At 72.3% G+C, this 20,277-nt stretch carries 20 protein-coding genes; 5 read left to right on the forward strand and 15 right to left on the reverse strand.

Going from position 1 to position 20,277, the window contains the following annotated elements:
• The first annotated feature begins 141 nt into the window (after positions 1-141).
• Together ACZ5WK_RS39330 and ACZ5WK_RS39335 are read left to right on the forward strand one after the other, a co-directional pair.
• Complete coding sequence (locus ACZ5WK_RS39330) at positions 142-354, forward strand: acyl-CoA carboxylase subunit epsilon (RefSeq protein ID WP_465555233.1); 213 nt, start codon at positions 142-144, stop codon at positions 352-354.
• 199 nt (positions 355-553) lie between these two features.
• Entirely contained in the window at positions 554-1,177 is a 624-nt protein-coding gene (locus ACZ5WK_RS39335) for a ScbR family autoregulator-binding transcription factor (RefSeq protein ID WP_396321824.1), read from the forward strand.
• An 83-nt stretch (positions 1,178-1,260) separates the two neighbouring features.
• On the opposite strand, the gene ACZ5WK_RS39340 is transcribed toward ACZ5WK_RS39335, so the two are convergent.
• Complete coding sequence (locus ACZ5WK_RS39340) at positions 1,261-1,860, reverse strand: ScbR family autoregulator-binding transcription factor (RefSeq protein WP_465555235.1); 600 nt, start codon at positions 1,858-1,860, stop codon at positions 1,261-1,263.
• A 347-nt stretch (positions 1,861-2,207) separates the two neighbouring features.
• Between ACZ5WK_RS39340 and ACZ5WK_RS39345 the strand changes: the two genes are divergently transcribed.
• A complete protein-coding gene (locus tag ACZ5WK_RS39345) occupies positions 2,208-3,257 on the forward strand; it encodes a ScbA/BarX family gamma-butyrolactone biosynthesis protein (RefSeq protein ID WP_465555237.1) in 1,050 nt (349 codons plus the stop codon).
• 32 nt (positions 3,258-3,289) lie between these two features.
• Here the strand turns inward: ACZ5WK_RS39345 and ACZ5WK_RS39350 are convergent, their stop codons facing one another.
• The 7 genes from ACZ5WK_RS39350 to hemL all read right to left on the reverse strand — a co-directional run bounded on the left by ACZ5WK_RS39350 (position 3,290) and on the right by hemL (position 10,339).
• Positions 3,290-3,676, reverse strand: a complete 387-nt coding sequence (locus ACZ5WK_RS39350; RefSeq protein ID WP_465555239.1) for a hypothetical protein — start codon at positions 3,674-3,676, stop codon at positions 3,290-3,292.
• A gap of 141 nt (positions 3,677-3,817) precedes the next feature.
• Positions 3,818-4,951, reverse strand: a complete 1,134-nt coding sequence (gene ccsB / locus ACZ5WK_RS39355; RefSeq protein ID WP_465555241.1) for a c-type cytochrome biogenesis protein CcsB — start codon at positions 4,949-4,951, stop codon at positions 3,818-3,820.
• Between the two features lie 3 nt (positions 4,952-4,954).
• The gene (gene resB, locus ACZ5WK_RS39360; protein ID WP_465555243.1) at positions 4,955-6,718 is read right to left on the reverse strand and encodes a cytochrome c biogenesis protein ResB; all 1,764 of its coding nucleotides are present in this window, start codon (positions 6,716-6,718) and stop codon (positions 4,955-4,957) included.
• Positions 6,719-6,721: 3 nt separating this feature from the next.
• The gene (locus ACZ5WK_RS39365; protein WP_465555245.1) at positions 6,722-7,495 is read right to left on the reverse strand and encodes a cytochrome c biogenesis CcdA family protein; all 774 of its coding nucleotides are present in this window, start codon (positions 7,493-7,495) and stop codon (positions 6,722-6,724) included.
• Positions 7,492-8,109, reverse strand: a complete 618-nt coding sequence (locus tag ACZ5WK_RS39370; RefSeq protein WP_465555247.1) for a TlpA family protein disulfide reductase — start codon at positions 8,107-8,109, stop codon at positions 7,492-7,494. Before ACZ5WK_RS39370 ends, ACZ5WK_RS39365 begins: the two co-directional genes overlap by 4 nt.
• A 191-nt stretch (positions 8,110-8,300) precedes the next feature.
• Positions 8,301-8,948 (reverse strand): histidine phosphatase family protein, encoded by a 648-nt coding sequence (locus tag ACZ5WK_RS39375; protein ID WP_465555267.1) that lies wholly within the window; start codon positions 8,946-8,948, stop codon positions 8,301-8,303.
• Positions 8,949-9,010: 62 nt separating this feature from the next.
• Entirely contained in the window at positions 9,011-10,339 is a 1,329-nt protein-coding gene (gene hemL, locus ACZ5WK_RS39380) for a glutamate-1-semialdehyde 2,1-aminomutase (protein WP_465555249.1), read from the reverse strand.
• 303 nt (positions 10,340-10,642) lie between these two features.
• Between hemL and ACZ5WK_RS39385 the strand changes: the two genes are divergently transcribed.
• Together ACZ5WK_RS39385 and ACZ5WK_RS39390 are read left to right on the forward strand one after the other, a co-directional pair.
• Positions 10,643-11,272 (forward strand): hypothetical protein, encoded by a 630-nt coding sequence (locus tag ACZ5WK_RS39385; protein ID WP_380322880.1) that lies wholly within the window; start codon positions 10,643-10,645, stop codon positions 11,270-11,272.
• 199 nt (positions 11,273-11,471) lie between these two features.
• Entirely contained in the window at positions 11,472-12,716 is a 1,245-nt protein-coding gene (locus ACZ5WK_RS39390; protein ID WP_465555251.1) for a trypsin-like serine peptidase, read from the forward strand.
• 195 nt (positions 12,717-12,911) lie between these two features.
• Here the strand turns inward: ACZ5WK_RS39390 and ACZ5WK_RS39395 are convergent, their stop codons facing one another.
• From ACZ5WK_RS39395 to ACZ5WK_RS39425, 7 genes are all read right to left on the reverse strand, one after another.
• A complete protein-coding gene (locus ACZ5WK_RS39395; protein WP_465555253.1) occupies positions 12,912-14,438 on the reverse strand; it encodes a DHA2 family efflux MFS transporter permease subunit in 1,527 nt (508 codons plus the stop codon).
• A 95-nt stretch (positions 14,439-14,533) separates the two neighbouring features.
• Positions 14,534-15,022, reverse strand: coding sequence for a MarR family winged helix-turn-helix transcriptional regulator (locus tag ACZ5WK_RS39400; protein ID WP_465555255.1), 489 nt, complete (start codon positions 15,020-15,022; stop codon positions 14,534-14,536).
• Between the two features lie 202 nt (positions 15,023-15,224).
• On the reverse strand, positions 15,225-16,499 hold the full coding sequence (locus tag ACZ5WK_RS39405; protein WP_465555257.1) for a hypothetical protein: 1,275 nt from the start codon (positions 16,497-16,499) through the stop codon (positions 15,225-15,227).
• Positions 16,500-16,565: 66 nt separating this feature from the next.
• Complete coding sequence (locus ACZ5WK_RS39410) at positions 16,566-16,934, reverse strand: hypothetical protein (RefSeq protein ID WP_465555259.1); 369 nt, start codon at positions 16,932-16,934, stop codon at positions 16,566-16,568.
• Between the two features lie 362 nt (positions 16,935-17,296).
• Positions 17,297-17,662 carry a hypothetical protein gene (locus ACZ5WK_RS39415; RefSeq protein ID WP_465555261.1) on the reverse strand — a complete coding sequence of 122 codons (366 nt, stop codon included), beginning with the start codon at positions 17,660-17,662 and terminating at the stop codon, positions 17,297-17,299.
• 312 nt (positions 17,663-17,974) lie between these two features.
• Entirely contained in the window at positions 17,975-18,766 is a 792-nt protein-coding gene (locus ACZ5WK_RS39420; RefSeq protein ID WP_465555263.1) for a DUF2637 domain-containing protein, read from the reverse strand.
• Positions 18,767-18,837: 71 nt separating this feature from the next.
• On the reverse strand, positions 18,838-19,251 hold the full coding sequence (locus ACZ5WK_RS39425) for a hypothetical protein (protein WP_465555265.1): 414 nt from the start codon (positions 19,249-19,251) through the stop codon (positions 18,838-18,840).
• Between the last annotated feature and the right edge of the window lie 1,026 nt (positions 19,252-20,277).

A 20,277-nucleotide genomic window follows, 5' to 3' on the forward strand; every position in this document is an offset into this window, starting at 1 on the left:
GCCAGGTCCTCGCCACCTCGCTCGCCATGCTCCGCACCAAGCACGCCGATCTGCCCAGCCGCAAGCACGGCAACCCGCCGATGTAGCAGCGCCGTTCAGCTGACCATTCACCAGTAACGTGCCGGGGGAGAAAACCACACCATGACCGCTTCCGCCGAACCTTCCTTCCGCATCGTCCGCGGCTCGCTCTCCGACGAGGAGCTCGCGGCCCTGACCGCCGTGCTGATGGCCCGCGCCGCGTCCGCCCAGCAGGCCGCGGCCGCCGCCGCGCCGGTCGAGCCGATCGCCACCTGGCACCGGCTGGAGCGCCGCCCGGCCTACTTCTCGCCGGTCAGCTGGCAGCAGGCCGCCTGACGGCTCCGCAGCACCCGACCGACGGCCGGTCACCCTTCGGGGTGGCCGGCCGTCGGCGTCCCCGGCCCCGCCCGGCACGGCCGGTCCGGTCGCAGGCGGCTCGGTAGAATACCTACTGGACGGTATGCGGCCCGCCGCCCCGGCGCCTCCCCATAGGATCGGCCGCTGCCGAGCACGAGAACTTTCCAGGGAGGCTGCGATGGCCAGGCAGGCCCGGGCGCTGGCGACCCGCCAGGCGGTACTCCTCGCTGCGGCCGAGGTGTTCGACGAACGCGGCTACGCCGCCGCCACGATGTCGGAGATCCTGGAGCGGGCCGGCGTCACCAAGGGCGCGCTGTACTTCCACTTCCGCTCCAAGGAGGAGCTGGCACTGGCCGTCATCGAGGGCCAGGGCGCCTGGCTCGCGACCTGGGAGCCGACCTCCGACAGCCCGGTGCAGACCCTGATCGACCTCGGTTACGCCTTCGCGCACGCCCTGCTGGACGACCCGATGGTGCGCGGCAGCATCCGGCTGACCATCGAGCACGGAAGCTTCACCCAGCCGCAGGTCGGGGCCTACCAGGGCTGGTCGGACGCGGCGCGCGGGCTGCTGGAGCAGGCCCGCGAGGCCGGCGACCTGCACCCGGGCCTGGACGTGGCGGCCGCGGCCGGGGTGATCACCGGCGCGGTGACCGGGATCCAGCTCAGCTCGCAGGTGCTGAGCGGCCGCCGCGACCTGCTCCAGCGGATGGCCGACTTCTGGACGCTGCTGCTGCCCGGCCTCGTCCAGCCGCACGCGCTCGCCCGGCTCAGCGTGGCCGAGCGGACGCCGGGAAGCTCCTGAACCCGCACGCCCCGCGGTCCGGCGGGACGGCAGGCGGCAGGCGGCAGGACGTCAGGTGCGGGAGGACGGCAGGCGGTACGGCCTCAGGTGCGGTAGGACGAGCAGTGGTCCGCCGGGACCAGGGCGGGCAGGGCGGCCGTCCACAGGGTGTGCAACGCCTCCGGCCGGAGCCGGCCGGTGTCCTCGGGCGCGAGCAGCACCAGCCCCGCCGCCAGGGTGGTGAGCAGCTCGGCGGCCTGCCGGCCGTCCACCCCGGGGCGCAGTTCGCCCGCGTCGGCGGCCCGGTCCAGCAGCCGGCGGAAGGCGGCGGTGAGGCTCTGCCAGGCGGCTGCGGCGCCGCCCCGGGCACCCTGGGCGAGCTGGACGCCGGCCCGGACCACCACGTCCTCGCGGAGCAGCCGGGCCAGCTCGTGGGAGAAGTCGATCAGGCCCTGGACGGCCGGACCGGTGCCGCGCCGGGCCCGCAGGGCGGCCGAGCCGATCTCGCGCGCGGCCGCCGCACGGACGCCGTCGGCCAGCGCCTGCTTCGAGACGAAGTGGAAGTAGAGCGCGCCCTTGCTGACCCCTGCGCGGCGGCTGATGTCGACCAGGCTGGCCGACTCGAATCCGGCTTCGGCGAACGTGTCCGCGGCCGCGAGCAGCACGGCCTGCCTGGTCCTCCCCGCACGTTCCTGTTTGACCACTGGCCCCTCCGGCCTCGGCCTCGGCGAGATCCCGGCTCGCCCGGCTGCTGTCAGGGCGCCGCCGTCGGTGGCGCGACGCCTCGCATGCGGACGGCCCGCCCGAAACCGCATGGTTGGTATCTAATCTAGCCCCTCGATGGCCCCCGCCGTCCAGCGGGGACCGACCCCCGCCCAAGGTCTGCCCTCTCCCTGCCGGACGTTCCCGCAGCCCAGCGGCCGGGTAACGTGATCACGCCACGTACCCGGCAGCGGTGACCCCGCTCGCAGGGCGCAAACCGGGTGGTCTGTATGTTTTGTGAAGGCCGCCCGCGCGGCCGGTCGACCGACACCCGGGAGTGGGGCCCGTCATGCCATTGATCGTAGAACCGGATGACCACGGTCCGTATCCCCACCCCGGTCCCGGCTACGACTTCCACGAGCGGACCGTCTCCCGGCATCTGGTCCACCGCTCCGCCGTCTCCGAGGTGCTCATCACCGGCTGGCAGGCGACCGGCCCCTACGACTTCCTGCTCGGCGCGCAGTGGCCCCGGCTGCACGGCTTCTACCGGCTGCCCGGCGACCGGCACCACGACCCGGTCCTGCTGGCCGAGACCGTCCGGCAGGCCGGGCTGCTGATCGGCCACGTCGGCTTCGGCGTGCCGGACGGCCACGAGTTCACGCTGGACGAGCTCTGTTACACGCTCGGCCCGGCCGGCCTGGAAGCGCTCGCCGTCACCGCCGCGCCCGCCTCGCTGATGCTGGAGGTCGGCTGCCACGACGTCCGGATGCGGCACGGCCGGCTGGCCTCGCTGCGGGTGCACGCCGAGATCCGGCGGGACGGCCGGCCGGTCGGCCACGCCTCCGGGCAGCTGCGGGTCTTCTCCCCCGTCGCCTACGCCCGGCTGCGCGGGGCCGGGAACCGGCCCGCCGGGCCCTGGCTCCCCGACACCCCCACCGCGCCCGAGCTGGTCGGCCGCGAGCGGGCCGCCGACGTCGTCCTCGGGCCGTCGCCGGTGCCGGGCAGCTGGCTGCTGCGGGCCGACGCCCGCCACCCCGTGCTGTTCGACCGCGCCCCGGACCACGTGCCCGGGATGCTCGTACTGGAGGCCGCCCGGCAGGCCGCGCAGCGGCTGCGGCACCCCGAGCGGGTGGTGCCGGTCGAGTTGGTCTCCTCGTTCAGCCGCTTCATCGAGCTGGACCGGCCCTGCCTGGTGCAGGCGGTCCGCGAACCCGGCACCGGCCTCGGCAACAGCCCCGAGCGGGTGCCGGTGCGGGTTCAGCTGGTCCAGGACGGCCGGACCGCCGCCGAGTGCCGGCTGGTCACCGCGCCGGTCGACGGCGGCGCCACCCGCCGGGAGGCCCTCGACGGCCGCCCGGCGGGGCCGGACCGCGCTCCGGGCCTTCCGCTCGCCAGCTGACCCGCCGTCGGCCGCGCCGCGGTCCGCCGGGCTCAGGCCGCGACCAGCGCGGCCGGGCGGCCGGCGTGCATCACGCTGAGGTTGGCCGCCAGCCGGCCGGGGTCCTGGGCCAGCCAGAGCCGCAGCGCGGCGCCCAGCATGGCGCTGGCCGACCCGATCCGGACCTGGGTCACCTGGGTGATCCGGGCCGCGCCCGGGACCAGCAGGTCGGCCAGCGGGGTCGGCAGCCAGACCGTCAGGGCGCACGGCGCGGGGGCCGTGAGGGCGCCCAGCAGCCGGTAGGCGTCCGCCTGCGTGCTGAGCGTGGGGATGATGTCCAGCAGGCCGTCGGCCACGACCTCGGACACGTCGCTGCGGTGTCCCTGGGCGAGCCTGCGGAGCAGCGTGCGCTCGGCGGCGGTGATTCGGACGGTCAGCATGACCTCGTCGCACTCCATCGCGCGATTTCCTCCTCGTTCCTCCCCGTGCCGGCTCGGGTTGGCCGGCACGACTTACCCCTGTCACACCTCGGCCCGGCTTCCGATCTGCGGAGCGCCGGGCCGGTGGGTGCTTTCCTCCGGTCAGATCCCCGCGTAGGAGTGCTTTCCGGTGACGAAGATGTTCACCCCGTAGTAGTTGAACAGCCAGCAGGCGAACGCGGCCAGGGCCAGGTAGGCGGCCTTGCGTCCCTTCCAGCCGGCGGTGGCCCGGGCGTGCAGGTAGCAGGCGTAGGCGACCCAGGTGATGAAGGACCAGGTCTCCTTCGGGTCCCACTCCCAGTACTTGCCCCAGGCGGCCTCGGCCCAGATCGCGCCCGCGATGATGGTGAACGTCCAGAGCGGGAAGACCAGCGCGTTGATCCGGTACGACAGCTTGTCGAGCGTGGACGCGGCGGGCAGGCGCTGCCAGATGGACGCCGCCGTGCCGAGCGGGCCGGTGGTCAGGCCCGCCTCCATCCGCCGGTCGAAGGAGTCCTTGCCCAGGTACAGCAGTGTCGCGATGAACGCCGCGTAGAAGGCGCCGCCGCAGATGATCGCGGTGGAGACGTGGATCGCCAGCCAGTACGAGTGCAGCGCCGGGACGAGCTGCTCGGACTCGGTGTACAGCACCTGGGTGGCGATGCCGAGGGTGAGCACGACGGCCAGGGTGACCGGCAGGCCGAGCCAGCGGACGGGCTTCTTCGAGGCCAGCAGGCCGAGGTAGGCGACCGTCATGGCCAGCGCGAAGGCGCAGGAGAACTCGTACATGTTGCCCCACGGCCAGCGGGAGACCGAGAGGCCGCGGGTGAGCACGCCGCCCGCGTGCAGCAGGGCGCCCAGGACGGTGAGCGAGACCGCGATCCGGCCGGCCAGGTCGGCCCGCTCGCTGGTGCCGGCCGCACCCGGGCCGTCGACCTCGTCCTCTCCGCGCCCGCTGGTGACCACCGTCGCGCCCTCGCCCGCCAGGGCGGTGCGGGTGAGCGTGGTGGTGCCGCCGCCCGCCGAGGCGACCGTGACGGTGACCTTCTTCGTGGCCTTGGGCTCGGCGGCGGCCGCGACCGTCTCGGCCAGGCTGCCCGCCTGTGCGGTCGAACGGACGGCGACGGCGCCCTTGCTGCCGAAGGTCCATTCGAACATGTGGGCGAGCATGGCGATCGTGTAGACGGCCATGGCCGAATAGATCAGCTTGTTGGAGAGGTCGGCCAGTTGGGGGTCGACCGCCGAGGCGAGATGCACCGTCTACTCCTTGGAGTTCTGGTCAGCAGGGACTGCGGGGTCTGCGGGTGCCGAGGCCTCGTCGGCCTCGTCGGCCCCGGGCTCGTCTGCTTGTTCATCCGGTTGTTCATCCGGATCGTCGACCGCCGGGGCGTCGTCCTGGAGGTCCACCGCCAGCTCGGCCAGCTCCTCGGCGATCTTCGCCGACTCGCTGCGGGCCAGCCCGGCCAGCTCGACCAGGGTGCCGCCGCCGGGCAGCGCCACCGCGCGGACCCAGATCCGGCGCCGCTGCACGAACAGCGAGCCGATCAGGCCGAGGATCGCCAGCACGCCGCCGGCCAGGGCGATCTCGTTGCCCGGGCGGTGCGAGATGTTGAAGCTGGCCCACTGCTTGTAGCCCTCGAAGGTGACGGAGCCGTAGCCGTCCGGCAGCTCCCACGCCTGGCCGGGCTTCAGCCGGACCTTGGCGATCTTGCCGTCCTGCTGGAGCTGGGTCAGGTTCTTGGTGTTGAGCTGGTAGACGTTCTGCGGCAGGCCGGAGTCGGTGCCGAGGTCGCCCGCGAAGGCGTTCAGCACCAGCGCCGGGTCGGCGTCGCCGGGGAAGAGCGAGCGCGGGCCGGTGTTCGCGTCGAAGGCCACCGGGGCGGTCGGCAGGAAGAAGCCGGAGAAGCCCATCTGGGTCTTCTTGCCGTCCTTCTCGCCGTAGTCGGAGACCTTGATGACGCCGGTGGAGGTCAGGTTGGGGTCCTGCGGCAGGAACGGCGTCGCCCCGGTGTAGACCACCTGGCCGGCGGCGTTCTTCACGGTGATCACGGGGGCGTAGCCGTGGCCGATCAGGTAGACCTTGCTGCCGCCGATCTCCAGCGGGTGGTTGACCTCGATCGTGCCCTTGGCCAGCTTGGAGGCGTCGCTGCCCGCGTAGTACTCGACGTTCGCGGTGAACTCGCGGGCGGCGCCGATCTGGTCGCCCTTGGTCTGGAAGCTCGACTTGAAGCTGTCCAGCTTCAGGTAGAAGGGGTCGAGGTCCTCGGTGCCGTAGAACCGCGAGCCGGTGAAGTCGTCCAGCTGCGTGATGGTGTTGGAGTAGCCCTCGCCGCCCACCATCAGCTTGCCGCCGGTGCCGCTGGCCAGGCTCGCCCAGGCGAAGCCGCCGAGCAGCGCGAACAGCGACAGGTGGAAGACCAGGTTGCCGACCTCGCGCAGGTAGCCCTTCTCGGCGGCCACCGAACCGCCCGCCAGGTCCGCGCGGAAGCGGCGCCTGCGCAGCAGCGCGTGCGCCGCGGCGTTCACCGCCTCGGCGTCCGCGTCGGTGCGCCAGGCCGCGTAGACCGGCATCCGGGTCAGGTTGCGCGGCGCGGCCGGCGGCGCGGCCCGCAGCACGCCGACGAACTGCCAGGTGCGCGGGACGATGCAGCCGGCCAGCGAGACGAACAGCAGGATGTAGATCGCCGAGAACCAGACCGAGCTGTAGACGTCGAACAGCTGGAGCTTCTCGTAGACCGGCGCGACCGTGGTGTGCTGCGTCTTCCAGGTCTCGACCTTGAACTGGTTCTGGCCGTTCTGCGGGATCAGCGAGCCCGGGATCGCGGCCAGCGACAGCAGGAAGAGCAGGATCAGCGCGACCCGCATCGAGGTCAGCTGACGCCACATCCAGCGCAGCCAGCCGAGCACCCCCATGCCGGTGGGGCCGTCCGACTCGACCGGCGCGGTGGTCAGCCGCTCGGCCGCGTCCTCGGTCGCGGCCTCCGTCGCCGGGGGCAGCTCGCTGTCGGTCGTGGTCTTGCTCACGGGTCAGATTCCGATCTGGAAGTCGGCGAACTGGTACTGCAGGTCATTCACCATCGAGTCCCAGACCCCGGTGACCAGCAGCAGACCGACCACGACGAGCATGCCGCCGCCGATCCGCATGACGAGCGGGTAGTGCCGCTTGACCCAGCCGAACGCACCCAGCGCCCGGCGGAACGCCACCGCGGCCACGATGAACGGTACGCCGAGGCCCATGCAGTAGAAGAACATCAGCAGGGCGCCGCGCTGGGCATCGGCCTGGTTGAGCGCCAGGTTGGTGACGGCGCCCAGCGTCGGCCCCATGCACGGCGTCCAGCCCACGCCGAAGACCACACCGAGCATCGGCGCGCCCAGCAGCCCGATCACCGGGCGGCGGTGGGACCGCACCTCGCGCATGCTCAGGCCGGGCACGAATCCCATGAAGGCCAGCCCCATGACGATCGTCACCACCCCGAGCACCCTGCTGATGACCGCCTGGTGCTCCTTCAGCGTGTCGCCGAACTGGCCGAACAGCGCCCCGCCGGAGACGAAGACGGCGGTGAAGCCCAGGATGAACAGGGCCGCCCCCGCCAGCATCCGGCCGCGCCGGGCCCCGCGCGCGTCGGCGAGGTCGGCGGCCGAGAAGCCGGTCACGTAGGAGAGGTAGCCGGGAACGAGCGGCAGCACGCAGGGCGAGAAGAACGACACCAGGCCCGCTGCCAGCGCGATCGGCGCCGCCACCAGCAGCGCGCCGCTCTGGATGGTCCCGATGTTGTCCGCCAGCTGCAGGACCGCGCTCACTGCTTCTGCTCCGCCAGCACCGGCTGGAGGATCGACTCCAGGGCGTCGTCGGTCTGGCCGCCGACGGCGCGGGCCGCGAGCTTGCCGTCACGGTCGACCACCAGGGTGGTCGGGAGAGTCTGCAGGTTGAGGCTGCCCTTGGGGAACTTCAGCAGCTGGGTGCCGGCCGGGTCGTACAGGCTCGGGTAGGTGACGCCCTTCTCCTCCTCGAAGCGGACGGCGTTCTTGATCTCCGCGTCCCTGGTGTTGATGCCGAGGAACTGGACGCCCTGGTCCTTGTACTTCTCCCAGGTCCGCTGGAGGTCGTCCGCCTCGGCCCGGCACGGCCCGCACCAGGAGCCCCAGACGTTGAGGACGACGACCTTGCCCCGGTAGTCGGAGAGCTTGACCGGCGTCCCTTCCAGGGTGCCGCCGGAGATGTCGGGCGCGTCCTGGCGGTGTCCGGCGGCGGCCGTGGAGAGGTTGGTGCCCTTGGCCGTGACGAAACCGATCTGGCCGTCACCGCTGCCCGACGAGCCGGACGAGGAGCAGCCGCTGAGGGCGAGCGCGGCAGCGGCGGCCGTGACTGCGGCCGCTGCGGCGAGACGAGGACGGGGGCGCGTCGTGCCAGACATGTGAAAAGTTTCGCATGCTCTTCCGACCAGGTTCGGGGGGGTCCGACATTCCGTGTCGGACCCCCTCTGACCTGCAGCCGGACCAGACCACCCGGGCGCGTCGGAGGTGACGCAGCCCATATTTAGACGGGTCTTACATCGGGCGGCGAGGCCTGCGCGCGGCCCGTCGGCGGGGCCTGCGGGGCACCGCGTCAGGCGCCGAAGCTCTTGCCCACCGGCTTGCTCCTGCCGCCCTTGCCGACCAGGTGCGCGGGCAGCAGGTCACGGGCCGGCTCGCGGTAGCCGACCGAGACGATCTTGTCGCCCTCGAACGTGAAGCTGGTCAGCGAGGCCAGCGAGCACTGCCGGTTGCGCGGGTCGTGCCAGAGCCGGCGGCGCTCCACGAAGGAACGGACGATCCAGATCGGCAGCTGGTGGCTGACGCAGACCGCCTCGTGCCCGCGAGCGGCGTCCCGGGCCGCGGCGAGCGCGCCCATCATCCGCACCGCCTGCTCGATGTACGGCTCGCCCCAGGAGGGCTTGAACGGGTTGGTCAGGTACTTCCAGTAGCCCGGGTTCCTCAGCGAACCGTCGCCGACCCCGAAGGTCTTGCCCTGGAAGATGTTGTCCGCCTCGATCAGCCGGTCGTCCGTCGCGAGGTCCAGGCCGTGCGACTTGGAGATCGGCTCGGCGGTCTCCTGCGCCCGCTCCAGCGGGGACGCCACCACGTGGGTGATGTCCCGGCCGGCCAGGTCCTCGGCCACCCGGTCGGCCATCTGCCGGCCCAGCTCGGAGAGCCGGTAGCCGGGCAGCCGGCCGTACAGGATGCCCTCCGGGTTGTGCACCTCACCGTGCCGCATCAGGTGGACGACGGTGATGTCCTTGGCGCTCACTTCTCAGTACTCCTGGGGCTCGGTGAAATCTAGGCCGTGGCCTCGGCGGCCGCACGGGCGGCGGCCGGCAGGGCGGCGGCGATCCGCTCGATCGCCCGCTCGTCGTGGGACGCCGAGACGAACCAGGACTCGAAGGCGGACGGCGGCAGGTAGACGCCCTGGGCGAGCATGGCATGGAAGAAGGCGTTGAAGCGGAACGCCTCCTGGGTCTTCGCCTCGTCGTAGTTGGTGACGGCGGCCTCGGTGAAGAACACCGAGAACATGTTCCCGGCGGTCTGCAGCCGGTGGGCCACGCCCTCCTTGGCCAGCGCGTCCGCGACCAGCGTGGAGACCTCGGCGGAGACCCTGTCCACCGTCGCGTACACCTCGTCGGTGCAGCCGCGCAGCTGGGCCAGGCCGGCCGCGGTGGCGATCGGGTTCCCGGAGAGGGTGCCGGCCTGGTAGACCGGGCCGGCCGGGGCCAGGTGGCCCATCACGTCGGCGCGGCCGCCGAAGGCCGCCGCCGGGAAGCCGCCGCCCATGACCTTGCCGAAGGTGAGCAGGTCCGGGGCCCAGCCCTCGCCGGCCGCCTCCAGGCCGTACCAGCCGGCCTTGGAGACGCGGAAGCCCGTCATCACCTCGTCGGAGATGAACAGCGCGCCGTTCTCCTTGCAGAGCCGGGCCAGGCCGCCGTTGAAGCCGGGCAGCGGCGGGACGACGCCCATGTTGCCGGGCGAGGCCTCGGTGATCACACAGGCGATCTCGCCCGGGTGCGCCTTGAAGGCCTGCTCGACGGCGGCCAGGTCGTTGTACGGCAGCACGATGGTGTCGCCGGCCTGGGCGCCGGTGACGCCCGGGGTGTCCGGCAGGCCGAAGGTCGCCACGCCGGAACCGGCGGCGGCCAGCAGCGCGTCCACGTGTCCGTGGTAGCAGCCGGCGAACTTCACGATCTTCGCCCGGCCGGTGAAGCCGCGGGCCAGCCGGATGGCCGACATGGTCGCCTCGGTGCCGGAGGAGACCAGGCGGACCTGCTCGACCGGGGCCACCCGGGCGACGATCTCCTCGGCCAGCTCGACCTCGCCCTGGCCGGGCGTACCGAAGGAGGTGCCGCGGGAGACCGCCTGCTGGACGGCGTCGATGACCGCGGGGTGCGCGTGGCCGAGGATCATCGGGCCCCACGAGCACACCAGGTCGACGTACTCGCGGCCGTCGGCGTCGGTGAGGTAGGGGCCCGTGCCGGACACCATGAAGCGCGGCGTGCCGCCCACGGCGCGGAAGGCGCGCACCGGGGAGTTGACGCCGCCGGGCGTGACGACCGAGGCGCGGTCGAAGAGCGACTGGGACTGGGGTGCTTCGTAGGGGTAGCTCACGGGAGACATGGTCTCAAATCGTGTCCTTCACCTCTGCATGTCGGACCTCATCATCTGGAACGATGATCCGGGGGACGAAGTCTGTACGGTTATCCGTACAACGGGGCCCCTGGCTGCTCCCGCTGGACGGACCAGTCAGACTATGTACTCAGGCTTTCCACGCGGGGTGTGCAGACTCCCCGCGTGTGCAGGGGTGTGAAGAGGACTGCCGCGTGCCCCGACTGGGTACGGCGGCGCATGACGGGTAAGGAGCACGTCCGGTGGGACGCCGGACGTGCGGGGGTCTGTCGATTCCGGCGAATTCCGGTGAGGATGGTCCGAGTGTCCGAGGCGCAGGACGGCTACGACGAGGCCGCGGGTGGCTCCCGCCGGCCCGCCGAGGCCGCACGCGGGGGTACGGGAGCGGGTACGGGTCGTGGAGGTCGCGGCGGAGAGAGGCGGGGTGAGGGACGCGTGGGGGTGACCTACAAGTACTTCGGCGCACCCGACCGAGCCACCGCCGCCAGAGTCCCGACCGCGCTCGGCCCCGGCGGGCTCGGCCTCGACGCGGGCGAGCTCGGCTCGCTCGGGCGGCTCGGCGACCTGATGGAGACCAGCGGCTCCCCCAACGGCCACCTCTCCACCAAGATCAAGCCGGAGACCATGAGCGCGATGGTCCTCACCGGCATCCAGGGCGTGCCGCTGCACCAGGTCCCGCCGCTGGAGCTGGTCGTCCTGCACCCCGACTACGCCGTCGTCCAGCTCCCGCAGAACGTGGTCGAACCGCTGCGCAAGGCCGACGAGACCGAACTCGGCGCCGCCGCCTTCATCTGGTCCACCGTCCCCGACCGCCGGGGCCCGCGCGACGCCTTCGTGATCTACAGCATGCTGCACGAGTGGCAGGACTTCGCGAACCGGCTGCACGAGGCCGGCCACCAGCTGTACTGCCTGGTCTGGCCCTGACGTCCCGGCCCTGCGCCCCCTCCGGGCCTGCGCCGCGGGGTGACCGGGGGCGCTCGACCGGGTCGCGCCAGGGACGGGCCCGCCCGCCCGAACGTGCCCGGGAACAGGTGTTCTGACGATCGGTGACATACTCCTGCCCGCACACCCGGCGTCGGCGGTTTCCACGCCGGGCCGTTCACAGGGGGATTTTCCGACGTTCATGTCATCGACTCGTATCACCATGCGCGCCACGCGGGCCACCCTCGGCGCATCCGTACTGGCACTGACCCTGCTGGCCACCTCGGCCTGCGGGCCTGACAACAGCTCCGGCGACACGACGGCCACGGGGGCCTCGACCAACGCGCCGGATCTGGGGCTGCCGGCCAATCTCGCGGATCTGAAGAAGTGGAACTTCGACGACTGGGAGAAGTGGGCCAAGGACTACGCCCTCCCGGCCGTCGCCAAGGGCTACTGGAACCTGGACAGGATGCTGTCCGCCCAGCCGGCCGGGCAGGTGAAGCCATCGGCGCCCCAGCCGTCCACCGCACCGGCGCAGTCCGCACAGCCGACCACCGCCGCGCCGAAGCCGTCGACCGCCCAGACGCCGGGCGGAGCACCCACCCAGCCGGGCGACACCGGCAGCGACCCGGCGCCCCAGACCGTCACCGCGCAGGCCGTACCGCACCCGTACGCGAAGAACATGGCCGTATTCGGCAAGATCTTCTTCGACAAGCCCGGCGGCGAGAGCCTCGCGCCCGGCAAGCTGGGCCAGCACTACGTCTGCTCCGGGACCGTGGTGGCCGACCCGGCCCACCCCGGCAAGAGCAACCTGGTGTGGACCGCCGGCCACTGCGCCCACCAGGGCAAGGGCTCCACGTTCAACAGCAACATCGTCTTCATCCCGGACTTCAACAGCTCCGGCGCGGTGACCGGTGGCAAGCGGCCGACGGACCCCTCGCAGTACGCGCCGTACGGCGAGTGGGACGCGGTCAACTACGTCACCTCCCCGGTCTGGAAGGCCGAGGGCGGCGGCCCGGTGGGCCCCGCGGCGCAGTACGACTTCGCGATCCTGCGCGTCAAGCCCGAGAACGACGGCGGCAAGTCGCTGGAGGAGACGATCGGCGGCGCCGTTCCGGTCTGGTTCAACGCCCCGCGCGACCAGCTGGCCGTCACCAATTACGGCTACCCGGCCGCACCGCCGTTCGACGGCATGGAGCTCAACCACTGCGAGGGCGGCAAGCCCTCCCGCTACTCGCTCGACCCCGCGCGCCCGCCGATGCTGGCCATCGGCTGCTCCATGACGGGCGGCTCCAGCGGCGGCGGCTGGCTGGCCACCAAGGACGGCAAGCCGGCCCTGGTCAGCAACGTCTCGGTCGGGTTCGAGGGTGAGCCGAAGTACCAGACCGGCCCGTACCTGGACAGTGTGGCGGCCGGCCTGTTCGACTTCATCGCCAAGAAGGGCTGACGGCACCCGGCGCACCGGCCGCCCCGCGCGTGCGGGGCGGCGGGACGGTGCGCCCAACGGTCGGGCCGCCGGGTCTCCCCGGCGGCCCGTCGCCGTCTGTCGTGTGACTGTCCGACCGTCTGGCTGCGCGTCAGAAGATCCGCGCCTCAGAGGATCCGTGCTTTTGGAAGATCCGTGCTTCGGAGGATCCGTGCTTCAGAGCATCGGCACGGCCGGCCGGTCGGCGTCCGGGCGGGCGGGCCGCAGGACGACCGCGGTGAGCACCAGGGCCGCCGTGAGCAGGCCGGCCGCGACCGCGAAGGCGAGCCGGAAGCCGCCGGTGAGGGCATCCGCGGCGGAGTGGCCGGCCGCGGTCAGGGCGGCGCTGCGGGAGGTGGCCAGGGTCGTGAGAACGGCCACGCCGAGGGCGGCACCGACCTGCTGGGTGGTGTTGAAGAGGCCGGAGGCGGTGCCCGCGTCGGCCGTGCTCGCGCCGGACATGCCCAGCGCGGTGAGGCCGGAGAGCACCAGCCCGCCGCCACCGATCAGCAGCATGGTCGGCAGCAGGTGGACGACGTAGTCGGCGTCGGCCGGCAGGCGGGTGAGCAGCCCGAGTGCGGCGACCAGCAGCGCCAGCCCGGCGAGCAGGACGTTGCGCTCGCCGAAGCGGGCGTTCAGCCGGGCGGAGAGCAGCAGCGAGACGGCGCCGATGGCGACGGCCGCCGGGAGCATCGCCAGGCCGGTGGCGGCGGCGCCGTAGCCGAGCACGTTCTGCAGGTAGAGGGCGGCGAGGATCTGGAAGCCGAACATCCCGGAGATGGTCAGGATCTGCACGACGTTGGCGCCGGCGACGTTGCGGGAGCGGAACATCCGCAGCGGCAGCAGCGGGTGGGCGGCACGGGCCTGGCGCAGCAGGAAGGCGGCCAGCAGGGCGACGGAGAGCCCGCCGAGGCCGAGCGTGCGGGAGGAGGTCCAACCGTGCTCGCCGGTGCCGACGACGGTGTAGATGCCGAGCATGAGGGCGGCGGTGACCAGGGCGGCGCCCAGGGCATCGGCGCCGGCCCGCAGTCCGGGGCCGCGGTCGGAGTCGAGCACCCGGACGGCGAGCAGGGCGGCGGTGAGGCCGAGCGGCAGGTTGATCAGGAAGATCCAGTGCCAGTTGAGGGCCTCGGTGAGGACGCCGCCGAGGACCTGGCCGATCGAGGCGCCGGTCGCGCCGACGAAGCTGAAGGCGCCGATCGCGCGGCCGCGCTCGCCGGGCTCGGGGAAGAGTGTGACGATCATGCCGAGGCTGACCGCGGAGGCCATCGCGCCGCCTACGCCCTGGAGGAACCGGGCGGCGATCAGCACGCCCTGGCCGGTGGCGACGGCGCAGAGCAGCGAGGCGGCGGTGAAGAGCGCGAGCCCGGCGACGAAGACCTTCTTGCGGCCGATCAGGTCGCCGAGCCGGCCGGCCAGCAGGAGCAGGCCGGCGAAGGCGATCAGATAGGCATTGACCGTCCAGGTCAGGCCGGCGGGCGTGAAGCCGAGGTCGGCCTGGATGGCCGGCAGGGCCACGGTGACGATGGAGCCGTCCAGGACGATCATCAGCATCCCCGCGCAGAGCACCGCGAGGGCGAGCGCTCGGGAGCGGGCGGGGACCGCCGGGCCCGGGCCGGGCGCGGTCGGCGCGGCCTTGCGCGGGGTGGCCTTGCGCGGGGTGGCCTTGCGCGGGGCGGGCGCGGTCGGGGCGTGCGTGGTCATGGTGGGTCTCCCGGTTCGTCGAGTACCGGGAATGACACTAACAGATTGTTTTGTTCGGGACTATCTTTCTCGGGAAGGTCTCGTCATCTACCCACTCAGCCCCTGGCGCGGCGGGCCCGCCGGACCGTCCGGTCGCTCTCCACCGGCTCGGCCAGATGCCCGCCCACCAGCCGCGACAGCGCCGAGACGAACGCCGTCCGCTCCGGGTCCGGCAGCGACTCCAGCACCTCGCGGTGGACCCGGTCGGCGATTGCGGTGCCCTGCTCGACGGCCCGCTCGCCCGCCTCGGTCACCGAGATGATCCGGGCCCGGCGGTCGGTGGCGGACGGCCGGCGCTCGGCGAGGCCGGCCTTCTCCAGCTCATCGACGGTGACGACCATGGTGGTCTTGTCCAGGTCGGCCAGCTCGGCCAGCTGGATCTGGGTGCGCTCGGCCTCCATCGCGTGGAAGAGCACGCAGTACGCGCGCGGGGTGATCCCGAGCTCGGTGAAGGCGGCCGCCATCCTGGTCGCCAGCACGTGGCTGGCGTGGTCCAGAAGGCCGGAGAGGTCGCGGATCTGGCGCACGGGCGGGCTCGTCGTCATACGTCCGAGCGTAGCAAGGCCGTCTCCCGGCAGATGATCCCGTGAGCAACCAAATACGCCGCGCCCCGGCAGCACGCACCGGCCTCCCGGGACGCGCCGGCCGACGGAACGCGCCGATCGGCAGAACGCACCGCCGCACGCAATGCCCGGCGCCGTGGGGCCGCCCGGGGCTACGGAGCGCCCGGGTGACGAGATGCCCGGGCTACGGAATGCCCAGCTCGAACAGCGCGTACCCCGCGTACCAGCCGGCCGCCAGCGACGGCACCGCGAAGAGGCCGATCAGGGCTGGCAGCCGCACCCGGCGCAGCGCGATCGCCAGGCCGATGACGAGCGGGAAGGCGGGCAGCAGGTAGCGCGAGATGTTGCTGAAGATCTGGTTGCTGCTCAGCGCGGTGAAGACGGTCAGCAGCGTGTAGACCACCAGCACCAGCGGCGGCCGGACGCGCAGCAGCAGCACCAGCAGGCCGGGCAGGGCGATCACCAGGCCGACCGCGATGAGGTCCGGCACCGGGTTGGACTGCCAGAAGGTCCAGTGCCCGGTGATCACGTCCAGGAAGGTGCGGGAGGTGGAGGCTCCCCAGTCGAAGTAGCGGTTCCAGGCACCGCGCTGGAGCTTGAAGTAGCCGCCCCAGTCGCCCATCCGGTAGCCGACCCAGGCGACGTACCAGAGCAGGCCCCAGGGGGTGATCAGCATCGCGGTCAGGGGGCGCGCGATTCCGTCCCTGCGCCGGATGAGTGCCACCAGCGCCGCGATCGAGACGGCCGCGATCAGCGCGGCCGCGGTGGGCCGGTTGAGACCGGCCGCGAGGGCCAGCAGGCCGGCGGTCACCCAGCGGCGCGTCATCACGCAGTAGCAGGCCCAGGCGGAGATCGCGACGAAGAGCGAGTCCGAGTAGACCGCCCACTCCACCCCCGAGCCCGGGAAGAGACCCCAGATCACCGCGGCGGTCACGCCCGCCCGGAAGCCGCCCAGCCGCTCGGCGATCGCGAAGATCCCGGCCGCCGCGACGAACGAGGCGACCACCGAGACGGCGATCCCGGAGCCGTACGGGCCGAGGCCGGTCACCGCGCCGACCAGCCGCATCAGCCACGGGTAGAGCGGGAAGAACGCAGCCGAGTTCTCGTGGTACGTGGCCAGCGTGCCGAAGCCGTGCACCGGGACGAGCTGCGGGTTGTAGCCGTTCTCGGCGATCCGCTGGTACCAGATGCCGTCCCAGGTGCCGAGTACGTCCCAGGGCTGGGCACCGCCGCCGCGGCCGACCTCCTTCTTGAGGAAGTCCCCGGTGTGCGAGAGCAGCAGCATGAAGACGCCCAGACCGACCGCCTTCACCACCGCGTACGCGCCGATCGCGGGCGCGAAGCGGTCCACCGCGGCGGGGAACCGGCCGTTGCCCTCGGCACCGTCGGGCCGGTCGCCGGCACCGGACGGCTCCGCGTTCGCCGGCTCCGTACTCGAGGTGCTCGCTGCGGTGCTCATCAGCTCGGGACTCCCTCCCCCGCTCGTGGTCGGCGCGGCCGTCGGTCGCTCAGCCGCCGAGCGAGCCTACGGCACGGGGGTTCGAGCGCCCGCGTCAACCTTCCGTGCCGGACACCCCGAAGGAGTCCCGAAGGAGTAGAGCCGGTGCAGGGCGTCGACCAGCTCGCGGCCCCCGGCGCTGAGGGTGCGGCCGTCCGGGGCGGTGAGCGGGCGGCGGGTGACCAGCCGGGCCAGCACGGCGCCGGGGTGCAGCAGCGTGCCGGCCGGGTGCACACGGCCAAGGCCGACTGGCAGCGCGAGCTGCGCCGCAGCCCGGTACGGGTCCAGTGGGACCCTGAGCGCGGGATCCACCTCCAGCCGCTGGCCTGGCGGCCGGGCCGGGCCGGGCTGCGCGGCGGTGCGGCGGTCCGCGGACGAGTGGATCCGCCCGGTCACCGACGTCACGGAGGTGGCCGGCGAAGTCCGGCGCACCAGGGACCACGCACCGCTGCCGACGGAGCGTCCGTACCCGCCGACGGGCCCCGCCGCCGTCCGGGTGGGGGCGGCGGCTGGGCAGCAGGGGGGCCGTCAGCCGTGCAGGCAGACGATGCCGATCCTGGTGAGCTGCCAGAGGGCCGGCCGGCTCGGGGGCCCGTAAACGGACTCGGTCCCCGGAGGCCGTGCTTCCGGGGACCGACTTCGCTCTTGACCAGGGCTGGCGCTTCGCCCCCGTCCCTATCCCCCCGAGCGGACAGAGGGAGTGGACAGAGAGGGCGCTCTGCGGTCCAAGTGGCCGGAGCCGTGGCCGCGCTCGGCGCCTAGAAGGCGACGTTGGTGCAGTTGGTGTTGTACTCGATCTCGGGCGCCGGGGCGAGCAGCCCGGTGAGGGTGGCGGCCTGCGGCGCCGTGGAGCAGTTGTTGCTCTGCTCCGAGGCGCCGCCACCGCTGGCGTCGACGTTGAGGCAGTTGGTGTCGTACTCGATGTCGGGGGCGAGGCCGGCCAGGGCGAGGACACCGGGGGCCGTGGAGCAGGTGTTGCTCTGCTCGACGGAGCCGCCGACGTGGTGGCTGGGGTGGCTGGGGTGGCCGCCGTCCGGGCCACAGGCGCTGGCGCCGCTCGCACCGGCGAGAATCAGCGCACCCGCAGCCGCCGTGAGGAACGCCGCCTTCTTACCAATGATCATAAGAGCCTCCACATGGGATCTACCCGCACATTCCGCGGACACCTGGCTAACGACGGCACCTGGCAAAGGTTCGGAAGCGTGCCCAGCTTCACCCGTCCGCACTACAGACTCAGGCTCCGTTGCCCCATTGCCCGGCGGAGTCAACGTCGGCCCCGGCAGCCGATATCCGCAGTCATCCCGCCGGGCCGGCGGTTCTGCCTGCGCTCAAGTCGCCTGCGGGCCTTGCCGGTCCGGCTCCACGGTCGAGCGTCGCGCCCGGGCCCGAGGAACCGCCTGGCAGACCCGGCTCCGATCCGTACGCGGTGAAGTCGGTCATCCACGGGCCCTGTGCGTCGGCCCTCGGCCGGACGCAGCAGGCCGCGCCCGCGGGGGCAGGATGATCTGGCGTACGAGTTGGTGGAACGAGACGACGGCGGTGAGTGGAGGGAGCGCGGCGACGACCACGCCGGGAAACGTCCTGGAGGCGTGAATGACGCACAGGCCGGTGGCGACAGCCGAAAAGAGGACCACCACGACCCACGAATACGTGGCGCGGTGCCGCGTGAGGGTGGCGCGCAGGATCGACAGCGAGGCGACGAGCCAAGGGCCGTAGACAACCAGGGGCCACAGCTCCGCCAGGTTCCGTGAAACGCGAAGCGACGCCAGGTCCTGCAGCGGGTTATAGGAGAGCACCCATCCGAGGACGCTCACCGTGGCGACGGTCAGAGCGGCGAGAGCTGCGAACACGGTGCTGAGCGCCTGGGGCCACTGCCGCATCCTGGATACGCGGGGGCGCCGGCGACGGATGGCCCGGCGCTCGGCGGCCCGGCCGGCGTCCGGCATCTGCCCGACATCCGGCACGGGACCGGCGTCCTCCGCGGAGAACTGGATCCGGGTGAAATCCGGTGGGGGATCCCACCCGACCTCGCCCGCGCCAATGCTTTCCGGACAGTGCGGGTCTTGGCCTGCAAAATTTCCGTAGTACCAGCCGGGGTCACGGGGGACGGAGATTATCCCCGTGGCACCCTGGAATCCCTGGTAGGTCCCGAGTTCGTAAAACGACGTCGCATAGGCATTATGCCCCTGCCATGGCTGGCCATCGGCGAATGCCGGTCCGGTTGACACTTCCACTCTCACGCGGCAGATAACGCGGCAAACATGCCGTAGGTATTCGACTGGAGGAACGATTCACCCAGTTAGCTCAGGGCCGGAGCTCCCAGCAGAACGCCGAAGCGCCCCATGGCATCGGATTCGATCTCCTGCACCGTCCACAGAAAGTCCACCCACAGCTCGGAGCAGTGCCGGAGACGAACCCGCTCCGCGCCGTACTCGAGGAAGATCTCTCCGGCACCCAGAAAATCACTTGAACTTCCCAGCGGATCCCCCTCCTCCACTCGGAACCGGTCGTCGGCGTCGGTGAACCGAAAGTCTGCGGACGCGGGGAACGAGGTTTTCGTAGTCACACCCGCATCAACGACGATCAGCGTCGCCCAGGTATGCGGCATGCGGGCGAATCTCCATTTCGCGCCGCTCGGTTTCAAAGAACGACCGGTCGCCGCAATCCGCCGGGCCTGCGCCACCAACACATCTTCGGCCGGCGTGGCGGGCAAATAACATGCAAGTGTTGGTTATCAGCGATCTTGCGCGGGGACCCGCCGGGGTCTCCACGGCCGCGACCCGGCGCGGGGCTTGGCGGCGGCGGTGACGACGGCGCGTCAGTCAGCCCCGGCCAGGGTCGCGACGGACCGTCAACCGGGCCGCGGTCTCGGCCGGCCACTGCCGGCAGAGGCGTCGGCCGCGGGCCGCGGGAGCAGGAGCAGGAGCAGGAGCAGCATCTGCTGATTCCGGCACGGGGCGGGACAGGGCGGATCCCTCAGCCTGGGAACCCACCCGCCAGCGGCCGGGCCTCGCACGCATCTGGTGGACCGGGCGCGAACTCGCCGCCCGGCAGGACCGGATGCCCGGATCCCGCAGTGGCCGGACGGGTCGAAGTGGCCGGGTTACGCATGGGGCTGCCGGTCGTCGTCCGCGTGACGGGAACCGGCGAAGGAGTCGAGTCGCGGGAAGGTCACCACCGCGTTCGTCGGTCCCGACCGAGGAGACGAGTGCGCAGACTGCGGAGCAGAAGGCCCGTGTGAAGCGGGAGTCGGCCAGCCGGGACTCCCGGAAATCCTCGCGACCGCCGTCTCGGGCCGGGCTCGCACCGGCCGCATCCCGACTTCCCGCCCCGGTTGGACGGCTTCACGGTCCGGTCCGGCCGCTCACCGCCCGGCTGCACGCGCCCTCGTCACGAGGACTGAGTTCAGGGCGGCGGCAGAGTCGTGCGCCGCACGGGAGTTCAGCCTTTGGACGGCCCAGCCGTACCGACGCGGCGCCTGGGAGGAGGGCCTCCATCAGGACGGCACTCGGCCCCGTGCCCGTCCCACGCGGGGACGGACACGGGGCCGTCGGTGACCACTGTCCACAGAGGTCGTGGCCGGGCCGGTCGCCTAGAACGCGACGTTCGTGCACTCGGTGGGGTACTCGAGCTCGGGCGCCGGCGCGAGCAGCCCGGTGAGGGTGGCGGCCTGCGGCGCCGTGGAGCAGTTGTTGCTCTGCTCCGAGGCGCCGCCACCGCTCGCGTCGACGTTGAGGCA

Source organism: Kitasatospora sp. NPDC032757 (assembly GCF_055579305.1).